The 26,518-nt window shown below is 67.5% G+C and carries 27 protein-coding genes; 13 read left to right on the top strand and 14 right to left on the bottom strand.

What is annotated here, in order from left to right; all coding sequences use genetic code 11:
- The first annotated feature begins 285 nt into the window (after window positions 1–285).
- Entirely contained in the window at window positions 286–1,686 is a 1,401-nt protein-coding gene (locus G6N66_RS27725) for an adenylate/guanylate cyclase domain-containing protein (RefSeq protein WP_085234038.1), read from the top strand.
- A gap of 22 nt (window positions 1,687–1,708) precedes the next feature.
- Window positions 1,709–2,434, top strand: a complete 726-nt coding sequence (locus tag G6N66_RS27720) for a methyltransferase domain-containing protein (RefSeq protein ID WP_085234037.1) — start codon at window positions 1,709–1,711, stop codon at window positions 2,432–2,434.
- Window positions 2,435–2,489: 55 nt separating this feature from the next.
- Here G6N66_RS27720 and G6N66_RS27715 read toward each other — a convergent pair whose 3' ends face one another.
- The 3 genes from G6N66_RS27715 to G6N66_RS27705 form a co-directional block, all read right to left on the bottom strand.
- Window positions 2,490–3,299, bottom strand: coding sequence for an SDR family NAD(P)-dependent oxidoreductase (locus G6N66_RS27715; protein WP_085234036.1), 810 nt, complete (start codon window positions 3,297–3,299; stop codon window positions 2,490–2,492).
- 22 nt (window positions 3,300–3,321) lie between these two features.
- Entirely contained in the window at window positions 3,322–3,774 is a 453-nt protein-coding gene (locus G6N66_RS27710; protein ID WP_085234035.1) for an SRPBCC family protein, read from the bottom strand.
- A gap of 69 nt (window positions 3,775–3,843) precedes the next feature.
- Window positions 3,844–4,536, bottom strand: coding sequence for an SDR family oxidoreductase (locus tag G6N66_RS27705; RefSeq protein ID WP_085234034.1), 693 nt, complete (start codon window positions 4,534–4,536; stop codon window positions 3,844–3,846).
- 85 nt (window positions 4,537–4,621) lie between these two features.
- Between G6N66_RS27705 and G6N66_RS27700 the strand changes: the two genes are divergently transcribed.
- Window positions 4,622–5,215: a CGNR zinc finger domain-containing protein gene (locus G6N66_RS27700; protein ID WP_232079436.1), complete on the top strand. Its 594-nt coding sequence runs from the start codon at window positions 4,622–4,624 to the stop codon at window positions 5,213–5,215.
- On the opposite strand, the gene G6N66_RS28935 is transcribed toward G6N66_RS27700, so the two are convergent.
- Window positions 5,212–5,352, bottom strand: coding sequence for a hypothetical protein (locus tag G6N66_RS28935; RefSeq protein ID WP_169721525.1), 141 nt, complete (start codon window positions 5,350–5,352; stop codon window positions 5,212–5,214). The two genes, G6N66_RS27700 and G6N66_RS28935, sit on opposite strands and share 4 nt — an antisense overlap.
- A gap of 213 nt (window positions 5,353–5,565) precedes the next feature.
- On the opposite strand from G6N66_RS28935, the gene G6N66_RS27695 reads away from it, so the two are divergent.
- Together G6N66_RS27695 and G6N66_RS27690 are read left to right on the top strand one after the other, a co-directional pair.
- The gene (locus G6N66_RS27695; protein WP_085234033.1) at window positions 5,566–6,417 is read left to right on the top strand and encodes an alpha/beta fold hydrolase; all 852 of its coding nucleotides are present in this window, start codon (window positions 5,566–5,568) and stop codon (window positions 6,415–6,417) included.
- A 160-nt stretch (window positions 6,418–6,577) separates the two neighbouring features.
- Entirely contained in the window at window positions 6,578–7,195 is a 618-nt protein-coding gene (locus G6N66_RS27690) for a helix-turn-helix transcriptional regulator (protein ID WP_276013056.1), read from the top strand.
- Between the two features lie 36 nt (window positions 7,196–7,231).
- On the opposite strand, the gene G6N66_RS27685 is transcribed toward G6N66_RS27690, so the two are convergent.
- On the bottom strand, window positions 7,232–8,902 hold the full coding sequence (locus G6N66_RS27685) for a 3-ketosteroid-delta-1-dehydrogenase (protein ID WP_139825302.1): 1,671 nt from the start codon (window positions 8,900–8,902) through the stop codon (window positions 7,232–7,234).
- Between the two features lie 164 nt (window positions 8,903–9,066).
- On the opposite strand from G6N66_RS27685, the gene G6N66_RS27680 reads away from it, so the two are divergent.
- Window positions 9,067–9,867 carry an SDR family NAD(P)-dependent oxidoreductase gene (locus G6N66_RS27680; protein WP_085234031.1) on the top strand — a complete coding sequence of 267 codons (801 nt, stop codon included), beginning with the start codon at window positions 9,067–9,069 and terminating at the stop codon, window positions 9,865–9,867.
- 58 nt (window positions 9,868–9,925) lie between these two features.
- On the opposite strand, the gene G6N66_RS27675 is transcribed toward G6N66_RS27680, so the two are convergent.
- The 6 genes from G6N66_RS27675 to G6N66_RS27650 all read right to left on the bottom strand — a co-directional run bounded on the left by G6N66_RS27675 (window position 9,926) and on the right by G6N66_RS27650 (window position 16,154).
- Window positions 9,926–10,756 (bottom strand): SDR family NAD(P)-dependent oxidoreductase, encoded by an 831-nt coding sequence (locus tag G6N66_RS27675; protein WP_085234030.1) that lies wholly within the window; start codon window positions 10,754–10,756, stop codon window positions 9,926–9,928.
- Window positions 10,753–11,670, bottom strand: a complete 918-nt coding sequence (locus G6N66_RS27670; RefSeq protein WP_085234029.1) for an alpha/beta hydrolase — start codon at window positions 11,668–11,670, stop codon at window positions 10,753–10,755. The genes G6N66_RS27675 and G6N66_RS27670 overlap by 4 nt, the downstream gene beginning before the upstream one ends.
- Window positions 11,667–12,479: an IclR family transcriptional regulator gene (locus tag G6N66_RS27665; protein WP_085234028.1), complete on the bottom strand. Its 813-nt coding sequence runs from the start codon at window positions 12,477–12,479 to the stop codon at window positions 11,667–11,669. The genes G6N66_RS27670 and G6N66_RS27665 overlap by 4 nt, the downstream gene beginning before the upstream one ends.
- 109 nt (window positions 12,480–12,588) lie before the next feature.
- Entirely contained in the window at window positions 12,589–14,055 is a 1,467-nt protein-coding gene (locus tag G6N66_RS27660; protein WP_085234027.1) for an FAD-dependent oxidoreductase, read from the bottom strand.
- Window positions 14,052–14,960 (bottom strand): biphenyl-2,3-diol 1,2-dioxygenase, encoded by a 909-nt coding sequence (gene bphC, locus G6N66_RS27655; RefSeq protein ID WP_085234026.1) that lies wholly within the window; start codon window positions 14,958–14,960, stop codon window positions 14,052–14,054. Before bphC ends, G6N66_RS27660 begins: the two co-directional genes overlap by 4 nt.
- Window positions 14,961–14,969: 9 nt before the next feature.
- The gene (locus G6N66_RS27650) at window positions 14,970–16,154 is read right to left on the bottom strand and encodes an acyl-CoA dehydrogenase family protein (RefSeq protein ID WP_085234025.1); all 1,185 of its coding nucleotides are present in this window, start codon (window positions 16,152–16,154) and stop codon (window positions 14,970–14,972) included.
- A 242-nt stretch (window positions 16,155–16,396) separates the two neighbouring features.
- On the opposite strand from G6N66_RS27650, the gene G6N66_RS27645 reads away from it, so the two are divergent.
- The 3 genes from G6N66_RS27645 to G6N66_RS27635 all read left to right on the top strand — a co-directional run bounded on the left by G6N66_RS27645 (window position 16,397) and on the right by G6N66_RS27635 (window position 19,487).
- Window positions 16,397–18,004, top strand: coding sequence for a flavin-containing monooxygenase (locus tag G6N66_RS27645; protein WP_232079435.1), 1,608 nt, complete (start codon window positions 16,397–16,399; stop codon window positions 18,002–18,004).
- Complete coding sequence (locus tag G6N66_RS27640; RefSeq protein WP_085234024.1) at window positions 18,004–18,807, top strand: mycofactocin-coupled SDR family oxidoreductase; 804 nt, start codon at window positions 18,004–18,006, stop codon at window positions 18,805–18,807. Before G6N66_RS27645 ends, G6N66_RS27640 begins: the two co-directional genes overlap by 1 nt.
- Before the next feature lie 65 nt (window positions 18,808–18,872).
- On the top strand, window positions 18,873–19,487 hold the full coding sequence (locus G6N66_RS27635) for a PaaI family thioesterase (RefSeq protein WP_085234023.1): 615 nt from the start codon (window positions 18,873–18,875) through the stop codon (window positions 19,485–19,487).
- 15 nt (window positions 19,488–19,502) lie between these two features.
- Here the strand turns inward: G6N66_RS27635 and G6N66_RS27630 are convergent, their stop codons facing one another.
- From G6N66_RS27630 to G6N66_RS27620, 3 genes are read right to left on the bottom strand one after another with little or no spacing between them, the layout of a single operon-like run.
- On the bottom strand, window positions 19,503–20,261 hold the full coding sequence (locus G6N66_RS27630) for a DUF2127 domain-containing protein (protein WP_085234022.1): 759 nt from the start codon (window positions 20,259–20,261) through the stop codon (window positions 19,503–19,505).
- A gap of 9 nt (window positions 20,262–20,270) precedes the next feature.
- On the bottom strand, window positions 20,271–21,659 hold the full coding sequence (locus tag G6N66_RS27625) for an MmgE/PrpD family protein (protein ID WP_085234021.1): 1,389 nt from the start codon (window positions 21,657–21,659) through the stop codon (window positions 20,271–20,273).
- A gap of 7 nt (window positions 21,660–21,666) precedes the next feature.
- Complete coding sequence (locus G6N66_RS27620; protein ID WP_085234020.1) at window positions 21,667–22,512, bottom strand: helix-turn-helix domain-containing protein; 846 nt, start codon at window positions 22,510–22,512, stop codon at window positions 21,667–21,669.
- 129 nt (window positions 22,513–22,641) lie between these two features.
- Here G6N66_RS27620 and G6N66_RS27615 point away from each other — a divergent pair, with 129 nt between their 5' ends.
- The 4 genes from G6N66_RS27615 to G6N66_RS27600 all read left to right on the top strand — a co-directional run bounded on the left by G6N66_RS27615 (window position 22,642) and on the right by G6N66_RS27600 (window position 26,470).
- Window positions 22,642–23,685: a zinc-binding dehydrogenase gene (locus G6N66_RS27615; protein ID WP_085234019.1), complete on the top strand. Its 1,044-nt coding sequence runs from the start codon at window positions 22,642–22,644 to the stop codon at window positions 23,683–23,685.
- The gene (locus G6N66_RS27610) at window positions 23,682–24,095 is read left to right on the top strand and encodes a nuclear transport factor 2 family protein (RefSeq protein ID WP_085234018.1); all 414 of its coding nucleotides are present in this window, start codon (window positions 23,682–23,684) and stop codon (window positions 24,093–24,095) included. The genes G6N66_RS27615 and G6N66_RS27610 overlap by 4 nt, the downstream gene beginning before the upstream one ends.
- Before the next feature lie 9 nt (window positions 24,096–24,104).
- Window positions 24,105–24,920 carry an SDR family NAD(P)-dependent oxidoreductase gene (locus G6N66_RS27605; protein WP_085234017.1) on the top strand — a complete coding sequence of 272 codons (816 nt, stop codon included), beginning with the start codon at window positions 24,105–24,107 and terminating at the stop codon, window positions 24,918–24,920.
- A gap of 269 nt (window positions 24,921–25,189) precedes the next feature.
- On the top strand, window positions 25,190–26,470 hold the full coding sequence (locus G6N66_RS27600; protein ID WP_085234099.1) for a sodium:proton exchanger: 1,281 nt from the start codon (window positions 25,190–25,192) through the stop codon (window positions 26,468–26,470).
- Window positions 26,471–26,518: the final 48 nt, after the last annotated feature.

Here is a 26,518-nt window from a genome sequence, read left to right as displayed (position 1 = left end):
GTGCCCCGAATGGGCAAGCCGCGAAACACTCATCTTTGCGTGGGCGGGGCCCCGGGCGATAGTGCGCACGTCCCGGCGGAGCCACACGTGGGATGGATCCTCGTCGACGCGGGGGTGCCAGACGGCGTGGAACTGGCCCGGGTGATCGGCGAACCTCCGGTTCCGCGGGTTTGCCGTGTTGCCGCTGCAGGTTCCCGCCGCCGCGCGGAGCTGGAGCGCGCCGCTGCCCGGCACGGTCTGTATCGGCCTGGGACATTTGTCGGGCCCCTGAACTAGCCTGTAGCGGTGGCTGGGTTCGCAGGGATCCCCCGGACCCGGTACGCCAGTAGCGGCGAGGCCGACATCGCCTACCAGGTCTTCGGCGACGGGCCGACCGACATACTCGTGCTGCCGGGACCACTGATCCCGATCGACACCGTCGACCAAGAGCCGTCGATGTACCGCTTCCATCGGCGCCTGGCATCGTTCGGCCGGGTGATCCGGTTCGATCAGCGTGGCATCGGTCTGTCCTCGCGGGTCTCCTCGGTGGACGAGATCGGGCCGAAGTCGTGGGCGCAGGACGCGATCGCCGTCATGGACGCGGTCGGCAGTGAGCGGGCGACCATTTTCGCCCCCGGTTTCACGTCGCTGGCCGGGCTCGTGCTCGCGGCCGATTACCCGGACCGGGTGAACAACCTGGTGATCTTCAACGGCGCGGCGCGGACGCTGCGCGCGCCCGACTACCCCATCGGCAGCGACGTCGTCGAAACCGATCCATTCACGACGGTCGGGATCCAGCCCGACGCGGTCGAGCAGGGCTTCGACATCCTCGGCATCATCGCTCCCTCGGTGGCCGCCGACGACGCGTTTCGGGCATGGTGGGATCACGCCGGCAACCGCGCCGCGTCGCCCAGCATGGCGCGGGCGTTCATCATGAAGATCAGAGAGGGCGACGTCCGCGACACCTTGGACCGCATCACCGTGCCCACGCTGATCCTGCACCGCGACAACCCCAATTTCAGCCCGATCTCACACGGCCTTTACCTGGCCGAGCACATCGCCGGGTCGCGCTTCGTCGAACTACCGGGCCAAGATTCGCTGTACTGGGTTGGCGACACCGCGCCGATGCTCGACGAGATCGAGGAATTCATCACCGGCGTGCGAGGTGTCTCGGATACCGAGCGGGTGCTCACCACGATCGTGTTCACCGACATCGTCGGCTCCACCGAGCGCGCCGCCGTGCTCGGCGACGACCGATGGCGCGACCTGCTGGACAACCACGACACCATCGTGCGCCACCAACTGCAGCGGTTCGCGGGCCGCGAAGTCAACACCGCCGGAGACGGTTTCGTCGCGACGTTCACCAGCCCCAGCGCCGCGCTAGCATGCGCCGACGAAATCGTCGACGCGGTAAGGGTTTTGGGTATCGACGTGCGAATCGGCATTCACGCCGGCGAGGTCGAGGTGCGCGGCACGTCGCAAAAGGATGACTCAAGAGACGACATAGCCGGCATGGCCGTGCATATTGGGGCGCGGGTGGCAGCGCTGGCCGGCCCCGGCGAGGTCCTGGTGTCCTCGACGGTGCGTGACATCGTCACCGGATCACGCCACCGGTTCGCCGACCGCGGCGAATACGCCCTTAAGGGGGTGCCGGGCCACTGGCAGCTGTGCGCCCTGGTGCGCGAGCACGCGGTCGTCCGGAGATAACCCCCGATTAGAAGGAGTACGCATGACCGACGTGCACGTCTCGCTGCCCCCGGCGCTGCGCCGGGCGCTGGACCTACTGACCGATCCGCCCGCGGACCCCGACGTGAGCAAGGGTTACCTCGATCTGCTGGACGCGACCGTCGCGAAAAACACCGGCGTGATCCAGGCGGCCTGGTCTTCGTCGATCGGGTCGATGTTCTACGACAACGCGCAAGCCATCTCGCGGCGGTTGCTCAGCGCGTGGCAGCACCCCGTCGAGTGGTTGAACATTCCGCCAGGCGGGACGGCGCTGGACGTCGGCTCGGGTCCGGGCAACGTGACCGCATCGCTGGCGCGCGCCGCCGGCCCGGACGGGCTGGCCTTGGGTGTCGACATCTCCGAGCCCATGCTGGCGCGCGCCGTCCGCGCGGAATCCGGACCGCAAGTCGGCTTCATCCGGGCGGATGCGCAGCGACTTCCGTTGCGCGACAACACCATCGATGCCATCACCTCGATCGCCGTGCTGCAGCTGGTCCCCGATCCCACCGCAGCCCTGACGGAGATGGCGCGGGTGCTGCGGCCCGGCGGACGGTTAGCCCTCATGGTTCCGACCGTCGGAACCAATGCCCGGTTCTGGCGCATCGTGCCCAACGGCGGTGCCCACATATTCGACGACGACGAGATCGGGGATCTGTTGGAGGACAATGGCTTCGCCAGCGTGCGGGTGAAGAGCTACGGCACGATTCAGTGGGTGCGCGGCAAGCGCTGACGATCGCATCCGTGCGGGCGCGTCGCCGGGCGCGGCAGGTGGGCCAGCACGAACGTTAGCGCTCGCGTTTGAATGCCGGGTGGCTGCGCCGGTAGATCGGCAGCAGCAGCTCGGGTGGGCTATACCGGACGATGGCCCCGGCGACCTGATTGACCCGCCCCGGGACCACCATGGCCTTACCGGCCGCCAGCCCGTCGATTCCGGCCTGGGCCACCCGGTCGGCCGGGACCCACATCACCCGCGGCAGGCTGTTTTCGGCTTCCTCCTTGGTGAACCCGGCCGCGTCGCCGAATCCGGTGTCCACCGGACCCGGACATAGCGCGGTCGCGCTGACCCCGATGCCGCGCAGCTCGGCGCGCAGGCTGTGGGTGTAGGACAACACGAACGCCTTGGCGGCGCCGTAGGCGGCTTGGCCCGGCAGCGGACCGAACCCGGCCATCGAGGCGACGTTCAGGACGGCGCCACGCTTGCGCTCGACCATGCCGGGCAGGATGCGGCTGCACAGGTCGACCACCGCGGCCACGTCGACCTCGACGAGGTTAAGTTCTTTCTCGGGAACCGATTTCGCGACCAGACCCATCGTCGACAGCCCGGCGTTGTTGACCAGGATGTCGGGCACCAGCCCCAGCGCGGTGACCCGCTCCAGCAGGGCCGCGCGATCGGCTCGGTCGGACAGGTCGGCCGGCAGCGGGTGCGCCGGCTCGCCGAGCCGCGCGGCGAGCTCTTCGAGGCGATCGACGCTGCGGGCCACCAGCACGACCTGGTAGCCACGGCGGGCGAGAATCTTGGCGAATTCCTCGCCGATGCCCGACGAGGCACCGGTGATGACGGCCGCGCGGTCTTTTCCTGGTTGCGGGAGAGCCATATGGGGACGGTACCCGGGTCGGTCAGCTGCCCTGAGCCAGCATGGCCAGGCGGTCCATCGACTCGCGCAGCATTTCGGGCGTCGTCGAACGGGCCTTCTCCAGCCGGCTCTGATCCGTGAGCGCGGTCCAGTCGTAGGTGTGCGTCACGCTGGTCAGTGTCGGGTTGATCTCGCTGACCTCCCAGCGCCAGAGGTGGCCGGGCGGAGGCTTTCCGGGTTCGGCTGGACGCCAGGCGATCTTGGCGCCCTCGATGAACTCGACCACGTGGTTTTCCCGCACGGCACCGTTGGTCAACGTCGTCTTGAACACGTCGCCGACCTGGCGGACGCGCTGCCCGGGAGCGGCGGAGGCGAGATTGTTGTTGCCGTCCCAGCTCGGCTGGACCGCCGGGTCGGCGATCAGGTCGAAGATCTTCTCCGCGCTGGCCGAGACCATCCGGGTAGCGCGCACGATGCCTTCGGGTTCGGGTTCCATGCGACCAATCCAAACACCAATGTGCGGGGCCGTCTCCTCGCCGGCCCCGCACTGGTGAGATTTCCGCGGCTATTCGACCCGCAGCGCCTCGACCGGCCCGGACAGCGCCGCCTTGAAGTGCCGGGTGAAGTCGTCGGCGAGCACCTCGACGTCGCCGCGCTCGACGACGTCGACGATCTCGCGCGCCACGTCGCGTGGGTCGTTCTTGGGCACGTCGAACCCCGAGGTCATTTCGGTGTCGGTGTAGCCCAGGTGCGCGCCGACGACCTGCGTGCCCTGCTTCTCCAGCTCGATGCGCAGCGAGTTGGTCGCCGACCACAGCGCGGCCTTGGAGTCTCCGTAGCCGCCGAAACCGGCGACCCACGACAACACCGACGCGATGTCCACCAGGGCACCGCCGCCGTTGTTGGCCAGCACCGGGGCGAACGCCTTGGCGACCCGAAGCGCGCCGAAGTAGTTGGTCTCAAAGACCGCCCGGATCTCCTCGATGTCGGCGTCGAGCAGCTTCGGCGCACCGAGCACGCCGGCATTGTTGACGACGATGTCTGCGTCTGCGGCCGTAACAGCCAGTGCCGCAACCGAATCCGCCTTCGTGACGTCGAGCTCGACGCTCACCACGCGCGGGTCGTCGCTGGGCTTCGGCGCGCGCGCCGTGGCGTAGACCTTCGCCGCGCCGCGCCGCAAGAACTCGTCCACGATGGCCTTGCCCAGTCCGCGCTGCCCGCCGGTGACTACCACTGTCGATCCCTTGATGTTGACCATGACCCGTCCTTTGTGACTTAGGTGAAGTAGCTTTGCTTCTGTCACCGTAATTGACCGTTGCGACATAGTCAAGTACTCTTTATCTATGTCTATTTCATGGTCTGCATCACAGCGGTACGGCGCCGTGCCGGCCCCGGGCGGGCTGGGGTTGGTGCACGACTTCCTCAACACGATGGGCGTCGCGACCTACGGCCCGGACCTGCTGGCCGATGCCACCCTGGCGCGCGACTGGGTCGACGGCGCGGTGCGGACGTGGTCGGCGCTCCGTGGAGTTGGGGCGCAGCCGCCGGCGCTCGACGACGCGGATCTGGCGAAGCTTCGGGCGCTGCGCGGCACGATCGCCAAGCTGGTCGCCGGGGAAACGCCCGCAGCGCCTGTGCGCCCCGTTTCCGGGACCTTTGCCCTCTCAGACACCGGCGAGGTGCGGCTGGACCCCATGGGCAGCGGCTGGCGCTGGCTGGCGTCGGCGCTGTGGGGTGAGATCCTGCTCAGTCAGCAGCACGACACCTGGCGCCGGCTCAAGACCTGCCACAACCACCGGTGCGGGTCGGCGTTCTACGACCGGTCGAAGAACAACAGCGGCGTGTGGTGCAGCGTCAAGACGTGCGGCAACGCCGCGAACCTGCGTGCTTCCCGGGCCCGCAAGCGCGAACGCGCGCGGTCGGCCGGAAGCGTCTAGCAGCGCTCGGCGCCCTTGCGCATGATCTGGGCGGGTTTGCGGGGCTTGGTGCGCACCACGGCGGACAGCGCGTCGCACGCGCGCGCCTTGATCGGAGCGACCACATCGAAGTTCGTCGAGCTCTGTCGCGTTGGCACAGCTTTCTTTCCTTCGGTCGTGCGGCAGGGGTGCCGCACCAAAATTGCACCTCGCCTCTTTTACGAGATGACCGCGCTGGGGTAAACGGGACGAAAACCGTGGTGTGGCATGCCGCACAGCACGGAACTGGCATCGTGGCCGGAACCCCCTCGGCCGCGCGGACAAGCGCATGGCAGGCTCGTTGGGTTGCACCCTGCACTGATGGAGGATCTGTGGCCCCCCTTGACGACGACTTGCATGAAATCGCCACTCCGGCCGGAGTGTTGCGCTATTACGACACCGGAGACGGACCGCCGCTGTTGTTCTTGCACGGCTCGGGCCCCGGCGTCACCGGCCACCGCAACTTCCGCGGAGTGTTGCCCACCTTCAGCAAGCAGTTCCGGTGTCTGGTGCTGGAATTTCCCGGCTTCGGCGTGAGTCCCGACCTGGGCGGTCATCCGATGATCGCCGCGCACGGCGCGGCCATGTCGTTCATCGACGCGCTCGCCCTCGACCGCTTCGACATCATCGGTAACTCGATGGGCGGCGGCGTCGGAATCAACCTGGCAATACAACATCCCGCGCGGGTGCGTCGGTTGGTCACCATCGGCGGCATCGGGACCAACCTGTTCACCCCGGGACCCAGTGAGGGCATTCGGTTGCTGCAAGAGTTCACCGAGGACCCGACCCGCCAGCGGCTGATCGACTGGCTGAATTGCATGGTGTACGACCCCGCCCTGATCACCGACGAGTTGATCGAGGAGCGCTGGGGCCTGGCCAGCGATCCCCAGGCCTTGGAGTCCGCCCGACGGATGTACAGCAAGGCCGCCTTCGCCAAGATGACGGCGATGATGGCCAAGTCGGACGCGCCGCTGCCGTGGGCAACGATGCACAAGGTCGCCGCCCCCACCCTGTTGACGTGGGGACGAGACGACCGGGTGAGCCCGCTGGACATGTCGATCATTCCGATGCGCACCATCCCCAACGCGGAATTGCACGTGTTCCCCAACTGCGGGCACTGGGCGATGATCGAGGCCAAGGAAGCGTTCGAATCGACCGTACTGGCATTTCTGGCGCGCCAATAGCCCAAAAGCACTGCGGCTCTTGGCCGCAACGCGGTGTCCCGGTCAGCGGTCCTTGGCACGCATGCAGCGCCGACCGCGTTGTTAACCTGGCCCCGTGGACCCCGCGCGCGAAAAGCCGACCACCGCGGCGCTTGCCGCGACCAGTCGAGCGCTGCTGTGCATGATGTCCTACGAGGAGGAGATCTCCGGCTACGACCTCAAGAAGTGGATCGACTGGAGCGTCGACCTGTACTACTGGAGCCCGTCGTACAGCCAGATCTACACCGAGCTGAAAAAGCTGGAGAGCCTCGGTCTGGTGACCTCGCGCGTCGAGCGCGATGAGGGCACCCGCACCCGCCGGCTCTACAAGATCACGCAGGCCGGGATGGACGCCGCCATCGAGTGGGTCAACGATGCGCCGGTGGACCCGCCGATGCTCAAGCACAGTGTGCTGCTGCGGGTGACGTTCGGCCACCTCACCGACCCGGGTCGGCTCAAGGAAGTGCTGCAGGAGTATGCGGCCTACGCCGAAGCCCGCCACGCCAAGGCGGTCGAGGACGCCGACGGCGCCGAGGGCGAACCGGCCTGGGCGTACTCGGTGATCGCGTTGCGGTGGGCGGCCAAGTACTACGCCGCCGAGCGCGAGTTCGCCCTGGAACTGATGAAGGACCTTGACGAGGCGGACGCCACCGTACAGAAGGCCGCCAAGGGCGGCTTTGGGAAGCCGCGCCCGACGCCGGGTTACTGGCGCGAGGTCGAGAAGCGGGTCCAGGCCAGGCGCGCCACCGACTCACCTTGATGGTGGCGACCCGCGTCGCCCGCCCCTCGATCGCCACTAATCGCGGCCGGCCGCATCGCGGGCCGCGATGTAGCCGTTCACCAGTCCTTGCGCGATCGTCGCGCCGGCGCCGGGGTACGTAGCGCCGAACGCGTTGGCGGCGGTGTTGCCGATGGCGTACAGGCCGTCGATGACGCCGCCGTCCTCGCGCAGCACCCTGGCCCGTTCGTCGGCCTTGATCCCGCCGCAGGTGCCCAGGTCGGACAGCACCATTTTCACGGCGTAGAACGGACCCTGAAGTAGCGGGCGCAGATTGGGGTTCGGGGTGATGGTCGGGTCGCCATAGTAGCGGTCATAGGCGCTGCGCCCTCGGCCGAAGTCGGGATCCTCACCGGCCGAAGCGTTTTCGTTGAAACGGGTCATGGTCTGGGTGAATTGTGCTGCCGGGACGCCGATCTGGGCGCCCAGCTCGGCGAGGCTGTCGGCCCGTTTGGCGATGCCTTCGTCGTACCATGCCCGCGGAATCTTCATCCGCGGAAACAGCGTGGCGCCAAACACATAACTGTTGCGGTACTGCTGGTCGAACACGATCCACATCGCCTCGACGGGGCTGCCGGCGCGTTCGAGTTCCAGCAGTCGTTGACCGAACGACATGTAATCGGCCGATTCGTTGGCGAACCGGCGGCCGTTGTGGTCCACGATCAGGCAGCCGGGCAGCGACCGTTCGGCCAGCATCACCGCGGGCTCCTTGCCGGGCAGCGGCGCGACGGCGGGAAACCACCACGCCTGGTCCATCAAACCGATGTCGGCGCCCACTTCCTGGGCCGCCCGGATGCCGTCCCCGGTGTTCGCCCTGGCACCCAGGCTGTGATTGGCGCCCAACGACTCGGACTGGAATTTCCAGCGCATGTCCATGCTGTGGTCGAAGCCGCCCGTGGCCAACACCACCCCGCGTCGCGCGGTGATCGTCACCTCGCGGTCGCCGCGCTGCACGACCGCGCCGCGCACCCGGTCGCCGTCGCTGTCGAGTCGCAGCAGCGCCGTGTCGGTCCACACCGGAATGCCGGCGCGCAGCACACCGGCGAACAGGCCGGCCATCAAGCCCTGCCCGCCGGCGGCGTAGCGTCGGCCCAGCAGTAGGCCCCCGACGCCCTGCGCTATCCGCTTGGCGAACACCGGGATTCCCTTGCGCGGAACCCGCGCTACCAGATTCATCCAGCGGTAGTCGGCACCCGTCGTCGGCACCGGCACGCTGGCCTCCATCACGCCGGGCTGCAGCTTGCCGCGGTGCTCGCCGAGGATCGAGGTGTTGAAGGGGTGGCATTCGCAGGTCCGACCCGCCGCGCTGCCGCCCTGTTCCTCGGGGTGGTAGTCGGAGTAGTCGCGTGCCCAGAAAAATCGCAGCGGAGTCGTCCGGCGCAGCATCTCGACCGTCGCCGGCACATGGTTGACAAACGCGGTCGATCGCAGCCGGGGCGCCGATCCGGCGACCACCGCATCCAGGTAGGTGGCCGCGCGCTCGGCGGTGTCGTGGGCGCCGCCCTCGGCCAGCACCGGGCTGGCGGGAAACCACAATGCCCCGCCGGACCGGGCGGTGGACCCACCCACGTACGAGGACTTCTCCACAATCAGCACCGACAGCCCCAGTTCGTGCGCGGCCAGGGCCGCGGCCATGCCGGTGCCCGACCCGATCACCAGCAGGTCCACCGCGGTGTTGTGCGGAGTCATGGTGGAACCGTATGCCGTCGCGGCGCAGCGGAGAAAGAGCCGTCCTGATGAGCGGAACAGTCCCGCCGCGGGCCCGCTCAGCGGAGTTAAATCGTCGGGTATGACGTTGTCTGGCGTCGACGGGAGGCGTGGATGAAAGAGGTCGAGGCGATGGTCGACGCATCATGAGCGGGCCCGTCGCGGTGGTGACCGGGGCCAGCCGCGGCGCCGGATACGGCATCGCTGCCGCGTTGTCCGCGCGGGGCTGGCAGGTGTATGCCACGGGCCGCAGCATCGTCGATGCGCCGGCCGGCGGAATCGCCGTCCCGATCGACCACCGCGACGATGCCGCGGTGGCCGCCCTATTCGAGCGGGTGCGCCAAGACAGTGGCCGGCTGGACCTGCTGGTCAACAACGCCGCCGCCATCTCCGATGACCTGGTGAGCCCAAAGCCGTTCTGGGAGAAGCCGCTTGGATTGGCCGACGTGCTGGATGTCGGTCTGCGCTCATCCTATGTCGCGTCCTGGTATGCCGCCCCGCTGCTGACGGCTTCGGAGCGTGGCCTGATCGCCTTCACCTCGTCACCGGGGTCGGTGTGTTACATGCACGGCCCGGCGTACGGCGCGCAGAAGGCCGGCGTGGACAAGATGGCCGCCGACATGGCGGTCGACTTCCAAGGCACCGGCGTCGCGACGGTGTCGATCTGGATGGGCATCCTGTTGACGGAGAAGCTGCGCGCGGCGTTTGCGAAACATCCCGAGGCGCTTGCCAAAACGGCGGCGCATGCCGAAACACCGGAATTCACTGGCTATTTGATCGATGCGCTCTACCGCGATCAGCAACTTGCGGAGCTGAGCGGGCAGACGCTGATCGGCGCCGAGTTGGCCGAGCGGTACGGCATCACCGACGAGGGCGGCCGTCGGCCGCCGTCACACCGGCAGATGATGGGTTCCCCGCGGGTACCGAGCACCGTGGTGATCAGATAGCGGACCGCCCCCTCGCCGAACGTGTTCTGAGGGCGGGAAATTCTCGAAAAGCTCGCCCTCAGTTCACACTCGGCGGCCCTGGCGGCCTTTGCGCCGCAAGCACATTCGCGCGTTGCGCCATGGCCTCACCGACCGACGGCTCGGTCAGCAGATAGAAGCGTCCCTCGGCGGCGCGCTCGAAGATTGTCTCGGCGGCCGCCAACGCGTCCATGGCGCCGGCCTTGATTTCCAGCATGGCCGAGCGTTGCGCCTCGGCGACGGCGACATCCCCGCCCTCGTCCACCCCACCCGCCGATTCGAAGATGTTGGAGACCACCGCTGCGGGCAACACCGCCTGTACATGAATGTGGTGGCCATGCCCGGCCGACTGCACGTCGAGATACAAGCACTCGGTCAGTGCGAGCACCGCGTGCTTACTCATGATGTAGGGGCCCTGCAACGGAATCGCCAGCACCCCGCCCACCGACGACAGGTTCCACACCCACGCCTGCTCATCGGTGGCCATCATCTTCGGCAGAAAGGCCCGCACGCCGTGAAAGACTCCGCTGACATTGATCTCGACGACGCGCCGCCAGTTCGCCACCGGCGTATCCCACAGGTAGCCGAACTGTTCGACGCCCGCGTTGTTCACCAACAGCCGCACCGGGCCGACATCGCGGTAGGTCCGCTCTGCGAGGTCCCAAACGGCCGCCGGGTCACGCACGTCGCAGACGACGTCCACCGCGGCGCCGAGTTCGCCGCGCAGTGCCGCGATCGCGTCGGCGTCGATGTCGGCCAGCACCACCGTCATACCGAGACGCACCGCGTGCCGGGCCAGCGCGGCGCCGATGCCCCCGCCCGCTCCGGTGATGACGGCGACGCCGCCGGAAAACGTTTCGCCGGCATTCATCCGAGCAACCAGCTCAGCTCGGCGCTCGCGCGCCGCCGCGCCTCCTGCGCGAGGCCCAAGCTGGGCATGGTCATGAAACCATGGATGGCGCCGGCGAATTGAACGCGCGCGACCCGCACGCCGGCGGTGTCGAGCTCGGCCGCGTAGGCCAGCGCCTCGTCGCGCAGCGGGTCGTGCCCGGCGATCACCACCACGGCGGGCGGGAGGTCATGCAGCTCGGCGTGCAGCGGCACCGCATAGGGATGAACGCGGTCGGCTTTGGTGGGCACATACTGGTCCCAGTACCACTGCATCGCCGGCTTCGGGTTGTAGTAGCCGTTGCCGAAAAGCCGGTAGGACTCGTTGTCGAAATCTGCTGCCAGCACGGGGTAGAGCAGCAGCTGGGCGGCCAAGCTCGGGCCGCCGCGGTCCCTCGCCATCAGCGCGCCGACAGCGGCCAGGTTGCCGCCGGCGCTGTCGCCGCCGACGGCGATGCGGTCCGAGGCGCCGCCCAGGCTCGCCGCGTTGTCGGCGGCCCACTGGATGGCGGCGTAGAAATCGTCGGCCGCCGCCGGCCAGCGGTGTTCGGGCGCCAGCCGGTAGGCCACCGAAACGACAATGGCGGGAACGCGATTGGCGAAAGAGCGGCATAGTCCGTCGTGGCTGTCCAGATCGCAGAAGACGAAACCGCCGCCGTGCGCGTACACGAGGATTGGAAGAGTTGAGCCGTCGGGCCGGTAGATCCGCACCGGGATGTCACCCCCGGGGCCTGGGATGGTCTGGTCGCGAACCTCGGCGACCGGCTCGGGCTGCAGCGCCGGCACGAACCGTGCGCGAATCACCTCTCTGGCCTGCGCGCCGGTCATGGTGTGAACCGCCGGGAAGCCGGCGTCCAGGTCCTTGACCAGGGGCGCCAGCTGCGGGTCGAGGCTCACGCGTACTGCACAGCAGCGCGCGCGGGCCGCGTCGAGCGAATGGGGCGTAGCGGCTGCAGCGTCGGCGCAACTCGCTGGGGGCCGCCTTCGATGTTGCGCCAAATGCCCATTGCGGTCATGCGTACGGGAGCGGCCAGCCGGGAATCGAACATCATGCGACTCATTGGACCACATACCGAGACGGCGGCCACCGGTTCTCCGGGATCCCCGATCGGGGCCGCCACACAACCGAATCCGAGCAGCGATTCCTCGCGTTCGAACGCAACGCCGTGGGCCCGCACCTTGGCCATCTCGGCGGCCAACTGAGATTTGGTGGAAATCGAATACTTGGTCTTGCGGTCCCGCAAGTCGACCTCGTGGTCGCAGTACGCCAGCATCGCCTTGCCGACGGCGGTGCAGTGCGCCGGCTGACGACCACCGACCCTGGTGGGGATTGCGCGGTCGCCGATCCGGTCCAGGTAGACGACGGCGGGGCCATCCAGAACCGCGAGGTGCACGACAAGCCCTGTCGCGCGGTGCAATTCGCCCAACAGCGGAGCGGCCGCCCGCACCAGGCGATCCTGATGCACGGCCAGTGAGCCCAGCTCGACCAGTCGCATGCCCAGCTCGTAGTCGCGACCGCTGCGGCGCAGCCAGCGCAGCTGCACCAGGCGCTCCAGCATCCGGTGCGCCGACGAGCGCGGCAGACCGGTGCGGCGCACGATCTGGGCCAGCGTCAGCCGTCCGGGCCCTTCGAAGGCGTCGAGGACCAGCGAGATGCGGTCGATGACGGCGCTTGGGGTTTCGTTGGGCGCGGCGGTCGGCGGCACCTGTCCTCCTAGTAGCAATATTCCTATTAGGAAGCTAGCCGATGCCGAGCAGACACAAAAGCCCCCGACACACCGATCGTGGGGGGACCTTTATGTCTGTTCGGCGGTATTAGCCCTTGGCTGCGGAGCGGCCCGCGCGGCGCCCGTAAAAGCTGCCGTCTCCGAGCGACACGCCGCTGGCATAACCCCAGGCCGCCAGCCCGGCAGCGGACCTGCCGGCGGCGAAGAGCCCCGGAATCGGCTCGCCGCTGACATGCAGCACCTCGGCATCCAGGGAGGTGCGCAGGCCACCGAGGGTGAACCCGCCGGTGTTCTCGCGCAGGTCGATCGCGCCCACCGGCGACCCGATCGGCTTGAGCCATTCGCGCTTCTTGTGCAGCAGTGGGTCCTCGCCGCGCGCGGCGCCCTCGTTGTAGGCGGCCACGGTCGCCTGCAGTGAGCCCGGCGCCAGCCCCATGTCGCGCTCCAGGTCGGCGACCGTGTCGGCCACCCAGGTCGCCGGCCGCAGCATGAACTTGGGCGACCACGAGTTCATCGCCTCGTCCTGAGCGTCGCTGTCGATGATCAGGTACGCGGTGTTGTCCTGGTGGTAGAGGGTGAGCTGACCGACGCGACCGGGATAGGTGTCCTCGGCGACGTAACGCTGACCGCGGCCGTTGACCAAGATGCCACGCACCAGTTGTTGCGGGTCGATGAAGATGGCGACCTCGGTGGCATCCATGTGGGCCAGGTCGGCCCCCAGCGCCTGCGCCATCCGGATCGCCTGCCCGTCGTGCTGTTCAATCGACGCCGCCGGGCGCCCGGCGATCCGCGGCGCATATTGCGCCACCATCGCGTCGTTGTAGGCGAAACTGCCCGTCGCTAGCACGATTCCGCGGCGCGCCCGGATCGTCATGTCGGTGCCGTACCGCCGCGCCCGGACACCGACGACCCGGCCGTCGGATGCCACGACCAGACACCGCACCCGAACGTCGAAGAGCGCCCGCGCGCCTGCCGCCTCGGCGGTCTGCACCAAGGGCTTCATCAGCATGTAGCCGGCGCTGGCCTCACCCTGCTTCTTGTTCTGCATCTGCGGGACATGCCCGCGCGGGGCCGGGGTGGCAATGGTGTTGAACGGGTAGGAGTTTTCGCCGCCGCTGTACATCAGGCCCTGGTCGCCCATGGGTTCCCAGCCGGGTTCGGAGAAAAATTCCGCCTTGAACGGCACGCCGCAATCGACGAGCCAGTCGAAGTGGGCGACGCTGCCCTCGCAATAGTCGGCGATGCGGGCCTCGTCGGCGCCGGGACCCATCGCCACGTTGAGGAAGGCGCGCATGTTGTCGACGGAATCATCGAAGCCGCAAGCCTTTTGCAGCGCGGTGCCGCCGCCCAGGTAGATGAATCCGCCCGCCATCGCCGCGGCCCCACCCCAGGAACCCGTGCGTTCCAGCACCAGCACGTCGGCACCGGCGCGGGCGGCTTCGACCGCCGCGGCGGCACCCGCGATTCCGTAGCCCGCGATGACGACGTCGGCCTCGTCGTCCCAGGACGTGATCGAGGCCGCCGGAATCGGCGTGACGTCGAACTCGGCCGTCACGGTCGCATCGCCGCGGGCATGTCACTGACCCACTGGTGACCCCAGTAACTGTCGGCCGTGATTTCCTCTGCGGTGTAATAGGTTTCGTCGACCCGCATGCCTTCGGTGCCGAATTCGATGTCCCAGTCACCCGGTGTACGGACGTAAAACGACACCATCTTGTCGTTGGTGTGGCGGCCCAGCGTGGACGACACCTGGATGCCTTCGGCGTTGATGCGGTCCAGCGCTTGCCCCACCGCGTCAAGGGTGTCGACCTCCACCATGATGTGCACGACGCCGGGGTCGCGTTGATGCATGGCGGGGCAGATCGCGAGGCTGTGGTGGCGCTCATTGATGCCCAGGAAGCGCACCCGGATCGGACCGAACTCCGGCGGCGCGGGGATCCGGAACGCACCGCGGGAGCGGAAACCCAGCACGTCGGTGTAGAAGTCGAAGAGCCCGTTGGGGTCCATGGCGGGCACGACGATGTGGCCCATGCCCTGATCGCCGGTGATGAACCGGGCGCCGAACGGTGTGATCACCGGGCTGTGGTCGAGCACCGCGCCGTGGAACACCTCGAGGGTGATGCCGGCCGGATCCTCGAAGGTGATCGCTTCTTCGACCCGTCGGGCGTCCGCCTCTTCTTGTGACAGTTGCTTGAAGGCCACGCCGGCGCCGTCCAGCGTCGCCTTGACTCGCTGAAGGGCGGCGCGATCGCGTACCTCCCAGCCGACGTTGACCACCCGCTCGGTGTCGCCGGGAACCAGGATCATCCGCGCCGTTCGCTCGTCCATCCGCAGGTACAGGGCCAATGGATCCGGCCCCTTGCCTTCGGCGAAGCCCAGGACACCAAAGGCGAAATGGCGCCAGCGCTCGATGTCGTTGGTCGAAATAGTGACGTAGCCAAGGCTTTTCAGGTCACCCATGAACGTCTCCTAAATCAGTGCCCGCAGCGGACCCTCGGGTGGTTCGATACCAAGCGAACTGAGCGCCGCCGCGTGGTAGGTGGTGCCGGGGACGTGAATCGCATGCATCTGGCCCACATGGACGTCGCGCCAGTATCGCTGCAGCGGTTTGTCCATCCGCGATGCGTTGCCGCCCGAGCGGGCGAAGATCTCGTCGACCGCGGCCACCGCGCGCCACACCGCGCGAACCTGGGTGCGGCGACCGGCCGCGCGGTCGGCGAACGACACCTCCTTGCCGGCGGCAACCATGTCATAGATGCGGTCGGCGTTGGCCAGCAATTCCTGGCGGGCGGCGTTGATGTCGGCGGCGGCCTCGCCGATCGCGTGCATGACGTAGGGGTCGTCCTTGATCGCGGTCCCGGTGGCGCCGACGCGCTCGCGCTGGTAGTCCAGGTGCGCGGCCAGCGCTCCCTCGGCGATGCCGATGGTGGCCGCCGAGATGCCCAGCGGGAACATCGTCGACCACGGCATCAGATACAGCGGCTCGGTCATGCCGGCCTCGCGCTGGGCGGTGCCGTCCATTACCTTCGTGGCATCCATGGTGCGGTAGGACGGCACAAACGCGTCGGAGACGATGACGTCCTTGGAGCCGGTTCCGCGCAGCCCCACGACATTCCACGAGTCCTCGACGATCTCGTAATCCTTGCGGGGCAGGATCATGTGCAACATCTGCGGCGGCATCAGCGGGATGCCCTTCTCGTCGCCGAGCATCGCGCCCAGGATGATCCAGTCGCAGTGGTCGGTGCCCGAGCTGAACTGCCAGCGCCCGTTGAAGATGTAACCACCGTCGACAGGCTTGGCCACGCCCTGTGGCGCGTACGGGGAGGCCATCCAGGTGTCGACGTCGTCGGCCCATATCTCGGCGGGCACCTTCGGGTCCGCGTACGCCAACTGATAGGGGTGCACGCCCACCACGCCGACGATCCAGCCGGCCGCCGGGTCCAGTGCTGCCGTGGCCATCACCGTCTCGGCGAACTCGCGCGGGTGGGCCTCGAACCCGCCGTACTGCTTGGTCTGCAGCAGCCGGATCAGCCCGGCGCCTTTCATCAGCTTGACGGTGTCGTCGGTGAGCCGGCCGATCCGCTCGGCTTCCGCCGCCTGTCCCCGCAACTGGTCGGCCAGGGCCATCACCTGGTCGATAACGCGCTCGGTCATACTGCCGTCCTTTGGTGTTCGCCCTTGTGGACCCAGATATGGTCTACCGCAGTCCGCGCCGAGAGTCACCGTGATCCCGGTGAGCGGGTCAAAACTCGCGCGCCCGGCGGCGCGGCGCGGGCTTGGCCTGACGTGCGGGGTTGAGCCCTTCCCCGCAGGTCGTCGGGCCGGTACGGCCGGCGCAGGCCCGGTGATCGGGACAGGTGTGGGCTCGCGGTCGCGGACGTCCTACCGTGATGGCTGTGGATTTAGCTGAACCCCTCGACGCGATCGTGGTGGGCGCCGGCTTCGCCGGCCTCTACGCGCTGCACAAGCTGCGCAGCCAAGGGCTCTCGGTGCGGGTGCTCGAGGCCGCGCCGGAGCTGGGCGGTACCTGGTACTACAACCGCTATCCGGGTGCGCGCTGCGACGTCGAGAGCGTCGACTACTGCTACTCGTTCTCCGACGAGCTGCAGCAGGAATGGAACTGGACCGAGAAGTACGCCACCCAAGCCGAGATACTGCGCTACCTGAACTGGGTCGCCGACAAACTCGACCTGCGCCGGGGCGTCACCCTCAACACCCGGGTCGTCGCGGCGAAGCTGGACGAGGCCACGCTGCGCTGGACGGTCACCACCGACGGCGGCGAGAGCATCACCGCGCGGTTCTGCCTGATGGCGACCGGGCCGCTGTCCGACGCGCTGACCCCGGATTTCGCCGGCCTGGACACCTTCGCGGGCGAGGTTTACCACACCGCGCACTGGCCCCACCACGACGTCGACTTCACCGGCAAGCGGGTGGCGGTCATCGGCACCGGATCGTCTGGCATTCAATCGATTCCGATCATCGCCGAGCAGGCCGCGCATCTCTACGTCTTCCAGCGCACCCCCAACTACAGCATCCCGGCGGGCAACAGGCCATTGTCCGCCGAGGAAATGGCCGAGATCAAGGCGGGCTACGCCGAGCGTCGCCGACTGTCGTGGCGCAGCGGCGGCGGATCACCACACCTCACCCCACCCAAGCCGACCATGGAGTACACCCCCGAGGAGCGTCGCGCCCATTTCGAAAAGCGTTGGCAGCTAGGCGGTGTGCTGTACTCCAAGACCTTCTCAGACCAGACGACCGACATCGCAGCCAACGACGAGGCTCGCAAGTTCTATGAAGAGAAGATCCGGGCCATCATCGACGATCCGGCGATCGCCGACCTGTTGATTCCCAACGACCACCCCATCGGCACCAAGCGAATCTGCACCGACAGCAACTACTTTCAGACCTTCAACAGACCCAACGTATCGCTGATTAGTGTCCGTTCCACCCCCATCGAATCCGTCGATGCGGCGGGCATCAACACCACCGACGCCCACTACGACCTCGACGCGATCGTGTTGGCAACCGGGTTCGACGCCCTGACCGGTGCGCTGGCCAAGATCGACATCGTCGGCCGCGACGGCACGGTGCTGCGCGACTACTGGGAGCAGGGCCCGCGCACCTACCTGGGACTGGGCGTCGACGGGTTTCCCAACCTCTTCGTGATTTCCGGTCCGGGCGCACCCGCGGTGCTGGCCAACATGGTGCTGCACGCCGAGGCGCACGTGAACTGGATCGCCGACGCCATCGCCCACCTCGACGAGCATGGTTACACCGCAATGGAGCCGACGCGCGACGCCGTGGACGGCTGGGTCGCCGAATTGGCGCGCCGGGCCGACGCATCGCTGTTCGTCAAAGCCAACTCGTGGTACCTGGGCGCCAATGTCCCTGGAAAGCCACGGGTTTTCATGCTGTTCATTGGCGGCTTCGCGGCATACAACGACATCTGCGCCGAGATCGCCGACGCCGGCTACAAGGGCTTCGATTTGATCAAAGTCTCGTGATGACCGGACTTGACGGCAAGGTCGTCGTGGTCACCGGGGCGGCCCGAGGTACCGGGCGGGTGCATTGTCAGCGGTTCGCCGAGGAGGGCGCCGACGTGATCGCGCTCGACTTCGCGGACGCGGCCGACGAATTGCGTGATCTGGCAACCGAAATCGAGGCACATGGCCGGCGGTGCGCCACCGGCCTGGCCGACGTCAGTGACATCGATGCCGTCGCGACGGCGGTCGATGCGGGCGTTGCGCAATTGGGGCGCCTGGACGTCATCGTCGCCAACGCCGGGGTGCACCTGCCGGGTGCGCCCGCCTGGGAACTCGACCCAGCGCAGTGGCAGCGCACGCTTGACATCAACCTCACCGGGGTTTGGCACACGGTCAGGGCGGGAGTGCCGCACATCGGGCAGGACGGCGGATCCGTCATCATCATCAGCTCCACCAGCGGCATTCGCGGATTGCCCAACACCGCCGCCTACACCGCCAGTAAGCATGCCGTGGTCGGGCTGGCCCGCACACTGGCCAACGAGCTTGGCCCGCGGCGCATTCGGGTCAACACGGTGCACCCCGGGCCGGTCGCGACGCCGATGGTGCTCAACGAGGCCACGTTTCGGCGGCTGCGACCCGACCTGGACCACCCGACGGCGGCCGACGCCGCCGAGGTACTCGCCGCGCGCAATTTGCTTCCGGTGCCCTGGGTGGAGCCGGTCGATATCGCCAACGCCGTGGTGTTTCTGGCTTCCGATCACGCGCGCTACATCACGGGCACCCAGCTCGTCGTCGACGCCGGCCTGACGCAGAAGACGACGTGACCCAGCCCGAATTCGCCGCGCCGAGGTCGCCGATACCACCCAGCGGTAACTGTTAGGTTGGCTAGATGTCTGACGAATGGCCGAGCAGCGACCCCAGCCGGCTCGAGATGGTGTACCGGCCGTTGGCGGAATCGATCCGCCGGTTGGTCGACATCAGCATCCGCACCACGGCCGATCCCGCGACGGTTGCCGCGGCACAGCTCAAAATCGAAAGTGCCGCAAATGAATTGAGTGCTTCGGCGCAACCCGGGCCGTTCGGCGTGCAGCGTGCACCCGACGGCAGCACCATTGCCTGGGGCAATGCCGTGGTTGGCCTGCGCAATCCGGTCGCACCGCCGCTGGTGATCCACCGCGAGCCCGACGGACTGGTGTGGTCGGAATTCGTGCTCGGCGCCCCCTACGAGGGCCCGCCGGGTCACGTGCACGGCGGCGTGTGCTCGTTGATCCTCGACCACGTGCTGGGTGCGACGGCGCACCAGCCGCTGCGGCCCGCGTATACCGGCACCCTGATCCTGCGTTATCTGCGCAAGACCGAACTCGGCCGCCCACTGCGCGCGGAGGCTCACGTCGAGCGCGTCGACGGCGCGAAGACCTTTTCCACCGGCCTTATCGCCGACGACGAGGGCCCCACGGTCGAAGCGGAGGGCATCTTCATCCAGCCCAAGCAGCCGCCCGCTTGACGGGTTCCATTGGCGTCAGTTCGTCATGGCGGCGCGCTCGACGTCCAGCAGTTGCTCGCCTCGTCGTTCCTCGTCGTAGGCCTTCCGCCCGCCGCGCAGGCCGAACAGCCGCTTGGACACCAGCAGATAGATCACCGCCGCGACATTGATGGTGAACGTGACCACGCGAGTCATCGTGATGCCCTTAGCCAGGTCATGGATTTCCAGTGGCAAAAAGACCGAGGTGGCGATCACCGCAAAGTATTCGCCCCACCGTTTCACCAACCACAGACCGACGGCCTCGATCAGCTCGACGATGGCGTACGCGCTGAGCATCAGCGTCAGTATCGCGAGCGTCGACGGTTTGGCGGCCAGCGCCTTTTCCAGCTCATGCACGATGCTCATCTGGTCGACCTTGAAGCCGGCGGCGCGAAAGATCGGCAGGTCGCGCTCGAGCGTGGCCTGGATGGCGCCCTGCGCGCCGCGGAACTTCCACACCGCGTAGGCCGCGAGCGCGATGATCAGCGCACGAAACAGGCGTTCGACGGCCAGCGCGCGAATGATGATCGCCTGGCGTAACGCCTTGCCGCGCATGATCATCGGCGCGGCGTCGGCGTGGCCGCGACCATGGGGTGCGCCGAGGATGAACTCTCCGCAGCGCAGGCAGCGCCACACCTCGCCCAACCCGGTTTTACCGCTGAGCCGGTCGGCGAGCGCCTCCTCGTCGGGCGCGTAGGTGACGTGTCCGCCCACCGCGCAGGTGACCAACTCCCACCGGTTGGTTTTCTTTGCCACCAGCCGACCTTACAGCCGTACCCTGCTGCGGGGGCGCCGCGCGACCCGGCTCGCCGTGCCCAACAGCCCGGCGAGCTCGGCGACCGAAATCTCGTCGATGTTCGCCACCGCCGCGACGATGTCGGCGCGCAACGCTTCGTCGCAGAACGGCTCGGCGAGCCAGTGAAACTTCTCCACGACCCGCTCCCAGGACATCGGTCGGGTGGGCGATCCCTCGTAATCGGATTCCTCGCGGCTGAACTCCCGGCCGTCGCGAGTGAACACGTGCACGCGGGCCGCCGTGCGTTGCGGGTAGTCCGCGGTCAGGTCGTCGGCGGGTTCGACTTCGACGCGTGCCAACAGGTTTTGCACGTCGGCGCGTCGAACGCGTTCGGTTTCAAGCTGTTCGGGACCCACGCCGCCGTCCAGGAGTGCGACGGCGCTGAGGTATTTGAGGTTGTAGTCGGCCTGCTCCTTGGTCCACGGGTGATCCTTCGCTCCGTAGACTCCCCCACCGGCGAAGTCGAATGCACCCTGAAAGACTTCGAGTTTCACCCTGGCCACATCGTCGCCGTCCAGATCGTTCTCGGTGCGAATCGCCAGCACCGCATCGATGATGACCTGCCCGTGAATGAGTGCGCAGTACTGCTTGAGGTAAGTGTGTTCGGCGGCGGTGAGCGCCCGGTCGGCGGTGCGGAAATCGATGGGCTGATCAAAGAGCTGCACCAAACCCTGCGGACCGTCGAACAGCGACTTGGGGCCCGTGACGCCGCGGCGGGCCAACATCGTGGTGTAGACCGCACGCATGCCGGTGATGGCGGGCGAGATGCCCTTCCAGTGCGATACCGGTTCGGCGTGCACACCGGCAAGCGATAGGTTGTCGACCGCCGACGCCGCGATTGCGTTGGCGCTCTGTTCGGCGTCGCAGCCAAGCAGCTTCGCCGAACCCGCCGCCACCGACATCGCCAGCTGCAGCGCGTGATTGAGCCCGCGCGCCATCACGGGAACCTGTGCGCTGAAACGGCATTGGATCTCGTAGGCCACCGCGAGCGCCAACAGGAAATCCGACCCGCTGGCGTCGACGTGCTCGGCGACGGCGAAGACGGCGCCGAAGTTGTCCGCCGGATGGCACAGCCCTCCCACGGTGAGGTAGGTGTCCAGCAAGTCGGGATAGCGCACCAGCACTGCGTTGAAGAACGCGGCCTGATCGACCGATGCGCGTCCGCCGCCGACAAGTGTCGCGCTGCCGCGACCGCCGAACTGTTCGGTGTGCTCGCGTAGCGTGGCGATCAGCTCGCCGTCCAGCGATCCGATAGCGCAGGCAATGCTGTCCAGCACATTGCGTTTCAACATCGCCCGGGAGTTCCCGGTCAGATCGGCCGGCGCCGCATGGACGACGAAAGCTCCGAGGTCGTCCACGACATAGCTATGCGACATGGCTTCGTTCGCTGATCGCATTGGTTTCATCGGTGAGCTTTTTCCCGATGATGCGGATCTGCCGCGAACTCAGTGTGCACAACGGATGAACGGCCAGCATCAGGGCGGCGCGCCGGCGCTGATCGAAAACCGGTGCGGCAATGGTGACTACGGGCTGCTTGCGACGACCTGGGTTGTCGTCGGAGAGGAACCCGATGGTGGTGAACTCGACCAGCAGCTGATCCATGATGTCGCGCACCGGAGTCGGCATGTCGTTGCTGTCCAACGTGCCCACCACCTGGACGGCCTGCGCCAGCGCGGGCGTTGTCCAGTCCACGTCGTATCCACGCTGCCGAGTGTGTTCCAAAACGCGTTCGAGGCGTTCCGTGCGATCGCTGTTGTCGCCCGCACCCCGGCGGACCCACGCCCGTCGCTCCTCGTCGGTGTCCCAGGCCGCCAGCGCCACCCCGAACGGTGGCGCATACGGGATGCGATCACCGGGTATTCCCGCCGGTTGCGTCGCGGCGTCGCCCTCGAATGCGGTGACCACCAACGAATCACCGAATTTCTCCACCACCGAGCCGGAGTAGCCGACCTCGCGGGAGAGGCGCAGCGCGGCCTCTCGAGCGGCGTGCGCGAGTGGACGAGCGGTGTCCGTCCGGGCCGCCACGACGGCGAGCGCGGGCCCGAGAGAAAAGGTCTTCACCACCGGATCGCGGCTGGCCCAACCCCGATCGCACAGCGTTTTCAGGATCGCGTGCGCCGTCGCCTGGGTGAGCTCGAGCTCGCGGACGACGTCGGAGAAGCGCAGCGGCGTGTTGCCGGACCGCGCCAGGAGCTCCACGACATCAAGCACCCGGGCGGTCGGCGCCGACGGCGATCCGCGAATCGCTTGACTCCTTTACGAGCGGATTCCTACAGTAATACCGAACATTCGAGATCTTATATCGATTATTCGAGAAAGTGAATCGACACTTTGCGAGCTGTGGTCTTGCGGGATGGCCGACTCGAGGTGCGGCAGACATCCGACCCAGAGCCCGGAACCGGCGAACTGCTGCTGCGCACGCTGAGCACCGCGATCTGTGCATCCGACGTGCACTTCATGGACCACCCCGAGCTCGCCATAAACGACCCGACGGGTCGCTCACTCTACGACGCCGACCGTGACATCGTGCTGGGCCACGAGTTCGTCGGCGAAGTCATCGGATATGGGCCCGGCTGCACCGAACAGTTCGCCCTCGGTGCGCGGGTGACCGCAATGCCGATACGCCTCGTGGACGGCGGGGCGGGCGGCGTGCGGATCATCGGCCAGCACCCGCAGTCGCAGGGGAGTTTCGCCGAGCTGCTGGTGGTTTCGGAAGCGGCCGCCAAGCCGGTCTCGGCCGATGTCTCCGCCGACGCCGCCGCGCTGACCGACGCGTTCGCCGTCGGCGAGTTCTGCGTCCGCTCGGCGCGGATCCAGCCGGGCGAGGTCGCCATCGTCATCGGAGCCGGGGCGATCGGGCTCTCGGCGGTCGCGGCCCTGGTCAGCCGCGGCGTCGAGCCGATCATTGTGGCGGACTTCAAGGCAGATCGGCGCGAACTGGCCCGCGACCGGTTCGGTGCGCACATCGTGGTCGACCCCGCCGTCAAGTCCGCGTTCGACGCCTTCCAGGAGGCTCGCGCACAGCGCGGATTGCCCGGTCCGGCAGTCGTTTTCGAATGCGTGGGTGCGGCCGGACTCATCCAGAGCATCGTGGAATCCGCCGAAATGGCCACCCGCATCTACTGCGCGGGTGGCTGGTACACCGGCGATACGCTGGACATCACCACCGCCACCCGCCAAGGCGTCACCATCCAGTTCGGCGGCGGGCCGCACCCGCAGGACTGGTACGGAACGCTCGATGCCATCGCCGCCGGACGGCTGGATCCGCTACCCAGCGTGGGCAGGATCATCACCCTCGACGAAGTGCCCGACGCCCTCGAGCTCGCGCGGCGCTCCGACGGGCCACCGCGCATCATCGTCCATCCGAACGGAGACCCCGCATGACCGAACGCGAAGATCGCCAAGATATTTCGGATCTGCTGGTGCGCTACGCAACCGGCATCGACCGACGCGACTGGGCGCTGTTTCGCACCGTGTTCACCGACGACTGCGAGCTGGACTACGGCGTGATCGGCGTGTGGAAAGGCGTCGATGCCGTTACCGAGTTCATGGAACAGGTCCACGCCATGGCGGGACACACGATGCACCGGCTGAGCAACCAGGCCATCGCGGTCGAGGGCGATACGGCAACCGCCCGCACCTACATCGACGGGCTGATCATGTCCGCCGACAACAAATCTGGTGTCAACCCCGTCGGTTTCTACGACGACGAGATCGTGCGGACACCCGACGGCTGGCGCATTGCGCGCCGGCGCTTCACGCAGGTTCGTCTGACCACCGTCGGCGAGACGTAGGAGAATCCGGTGACATTCGCTAACAAGTACGGGCCGTGGGCACTGGTCGCCGGCGCTTCCGACGGAGTCGGTGCCGCATTCGCCGAAGGGCTCGCCGAGCGTGGCGTCAACGTCGTGCTGCTGGCACGCCGGCAGCAGGTGCTCGATCGAGTCGCGGCCGGCATCGAGTCGCGCACGTCGGCTCAAACCCGCACCCTCGCAATGGACCTCGCGCGGCCGGGCGCGGCCGCGGCTATCGCCGAGGCAACCGCCGATCTCGAGATCGGTTTCCTGGTCTACTGCGCCGGGGCCGACCCGAATTATCAGCCCTTCCTGGCGAATTCGATCGCGGCCGCCGAGGCAATGGTGCAGCGCAACTGCATGGTGCCGATGCAACTGTGCCATCACTTCGCTGCGCCCATGGTCCAGCGCGGCCGCGGCGGAATCGTCATCTTCGGATCCGGCGCCGGATTGGCCGGCGGGCCCAACATGGTTGCCTACGGCGCCACCAAGGCATTCGACATGGTCTTCGCCGAAGCGCTGTGGTCCGAGCTGCACGACACCGGCGTCGACGTGCTGGGCCTGATCCTGGGCAAGACGAACACCCCGGCACTGCGCGAACTCGAATACAGCCGCGGCCAGATCAGCGCGCCCGACGAGGTGCCGCCGGGCGCCGACTCGGTGGACGACGTGATAGCCGAGGCCTTCGAGAACCTCGCCAACGGGCCGACCTTGTTCGTGGGCGAGATGATGCGCGCGGCCGAGCAGCTGACGAGTTCGCTCACCCGCAAACAGACGGTCGAACTCTTCGCGCAAATGGCGGTCGCGGCGATGGGGTCCGATTAGGGGAACCGCAAGCTTGCCGTCGGCGTCGAAATAGCTATCAACCTCCCCACGCGTCCCCGGAACGTTTTGCCAAAGTTTGAATTTGGGCCAGTCCAAGTTTTAAGTGGCGGCACCTGGCCAGCAAAGATGCGTCGGTGCAAGTCGACAAGTCGGCTGTGCCCTGCGTTGCTGGGTGTGGTTCGGGCAGGTACGGTGAGGAGATCGCAAACGGCCGCAAGAGTAGCCACCAACGATCACCGATCTCGATGAAGTCGATGAATTCCGAAGAAATGGCGATGCTTGCCGTGGACCGCCCCTCGCCGCCGCGCGCGCCGTGGCGCACCCTGACCCGGTCGGCGGTGATCACCGCCGCGTTTGTCGCTCCGGCGCTGGTGGTGCGCATCGGGGGGATACATCTCAACGCGGTCGCCGCCCTGCTGATCTACGGGGCCGCGGTGGTCGCCGCCAGCTTCCTGCTGGCGTGGGCCGCCGAAGCCGCGCAGATCGACGTCTCCGGAGGCCTCGCGATCGCGGTGCTCGCGGTGATCGCGGTGCTGCCCGAATACGCCGTCGACCTCTACTACGCGTACGTGTCCGGCCACGTCCCCGAGTACACGCAGTACGCCGCCGCCAACATGACGGGGTCCAACCGGCTGCTGATGGGTCTGGGCTGGCCGGTCGTGGTACTGGTCGGCGTCGTCGTGGCCCGCAGACTGGGCGGCAAAAAGACCACCGGGGTGGCCTTAGAACCCGCCAACCGGGTGGAAATCGGCTTCCTACTGGTCGCCGGCCTCGCGGCCTTCCTCATCCCCGCGACCGGACACATCCACCTGGTGCTGGGGCTGGCACTGCTGGCCTGGTTCGCCTTCTACCTCTACAAGCTCAGCCACGGCGACGTCGAGGAACCCGAGCTGGTCGGCACCGCCGCCGCCGTCGGACACCTGCCCGACCGCGGCCGGCGAATGGTCGTCATCGGGTTGCTCGCGGTGTCGTGCGCGGTGATCCTGCTCTGCGCGGCGCCGTTTGCCGACAATCTGGTTGCCGCCGGCACCGAACTGGGCGTCGACCGGTTCCTGCTGGTGCAGTGGCTCGCACCGCTGGCCTCGGAGGCGCCCGAGTTCATCGTGGCGACCATCTTCGCCAGCCGCGGCAAGGGCACGGCGGCCATCGCCACGCTGATCTCGTCCAAGGTCAACCAGTGGACGCTGCTGATCGGCTCGCTGCCGGTGTCCCACCTGCTGGGCGGCGGCGGATTCGCCCTGGCGCTCGATCCCCGGCAGGTGGAAGAGGTGCTGCTGACCGCCACCCAAACCCTGATGGGTGTTGCGCTGATACTCGGGCTGCGTTTCCAGCGAGCCACCGCCTGGGCGCTCCTGGTGCTGTTCCTCGCACAGTTCCCGATCAACACCACCCACGGCCGTCTGCTGCTCTGCGGCGTCTACACCGCGGCGGCCATCGTCGGGCTGGTCATCAACCGCCGGCACCTGACCCCCGCCATTCGCGCGCCGTTCCGGGGCACCGCTGTGCGACACAGCGGCCACCCACACGAGGACCCGGAGGCGGCCGGCTAGAGCGCCGGCGGAGGGGCGCAAAAAGCTCGACCCGCAGCTCCGTCCGAA

The organism is Mycobacterium conspicuum (assembly GCF_010730195.1).
GTDB lineage: Bacteria > Actinomycetota > Actinomycetes > Mycobacteriales > Mycobacteriaceae > Mycobacterium > Mycobacterium conspicuum.
Note: the sequence above shows the minus strand (reverse complement) of the source record. Positions and strands in the feature narration are given on the sequence as shown.

What these genes read in the sequence shown, in the direction of transcription:
- G6N66_RS27610 (WP_085234018.1), top strand. Translation starts at nt 23,682, where the DNA reads ATGACCGAACGCGAAGATCGCCAAGATATTTCGGATCTGCTGGTGCGC.
- bphC (WP_085234026.1), bottom strand. Translation starts at nt 14,960, where the DNA reads ATGGGTGACCTGAAAAGCCTTGGCTACGTCACTATTTCGACCAACGAC.
- G6N66_RS27690 (WP_276013056.1), top strand. Translation starts at nt 6,578, where the DNA reads ATGATGTCCTACGAGGAGGAGATCTCCGGCTACGACCTCAAGAAGTGG.
- G6N66_RS27680 (WP_085234031.1), top strand. Translation starts at nt 9,067, where the DNA reads ATGAGCGGGCCCGTCGCGGTGGTGACCGGGGCCAGCCGCGGCGCCGGA.
- G6N66_RS27685 (WP_139825302.1), bottom strand. Translation starts at nt 8,902, where the DNA reads ATGACTCCGCACAACACCGCGGTGGACCTGCTGGTGATCGGGTCGGGC.
- G6N66_RS27600 (WP_085234099.1), top strand. Translation starts at nt 25,190, where the DNA reads ATGGCGATGCTTGCCGTGGACCGCCCCTCGCCGCCGCGCGCGCCGTGG.
- G6N66_RS27715 (WP_085234036.1), bottom strand. Translation starts at nt 3,299, where the DNA reads ATGGCTCTCCCGCAACCAGGAAAAGACCGCGCGGCCGTCATCACCGGT.
- G6N66_RS27700 (WP_232079436.1), top strand. Translation starts at nt 4,622, where the DNA reads ATGTCTATTTCATGGTCTGCATCACAGCGGTACGGCGCCGTGCCGGCC.
- G6N66_RS27705 (WP_085234034.1), bottom strand. Translation starts at nt 4,536, where the DNA reads ATGGTCAACATCAAGGGATCGACAGTGGTAGTCACCGGCGGGCAGCGC.
- G6N66_RS27675 (WP_085234030.1), bottom strand. Translation starts at nt 10,756, where the DNA reads ATGAATGCCGGCGAAACGTTTTCCGGCGGCGTCGCCGTCATCACCGGA.
- G6N66_RS27635 (WP_085234023.1), top strand. Translation starts at nt 18,873, where the DNA reads ATGTCTGACGAATGGCCGAGCAGCGACCCCAGCCGGCTCGAGATGGTG.
- G6N66_RS27720 (WP_085234037.1), top strand. Translation starts at nt 1,709, where the DNA reads ATGACCGACGTGCACGTCTCGCTGCCCCCGGCGCTGCGCCGGGCGCTG.
- G6N66_RS27710 (WP_085234035.1), bottom strand. Translation starts at nt 3,774, where the DNA reads ATGGAACCCGAACCCGAAGGCATCGTGCGCGCTACCCGGATGGTCTCG.
- G6N66_RS27650 (WP_085234025.1), bottom strand. Translation starts at nt 16,154, where the DNA reads ATGACCGAGCGCGTTATCGACCAGGTGATGGCCCTGGCCGACCAGTTG.
- G6N66_RS27640 (WP_085234024.1), top strand. Translation starts at nt 18,004, where the DNA reads ATGACCGGACTTGACGGCAAGGTCGTCGTGGTCACCGGGGCGGCCCGA.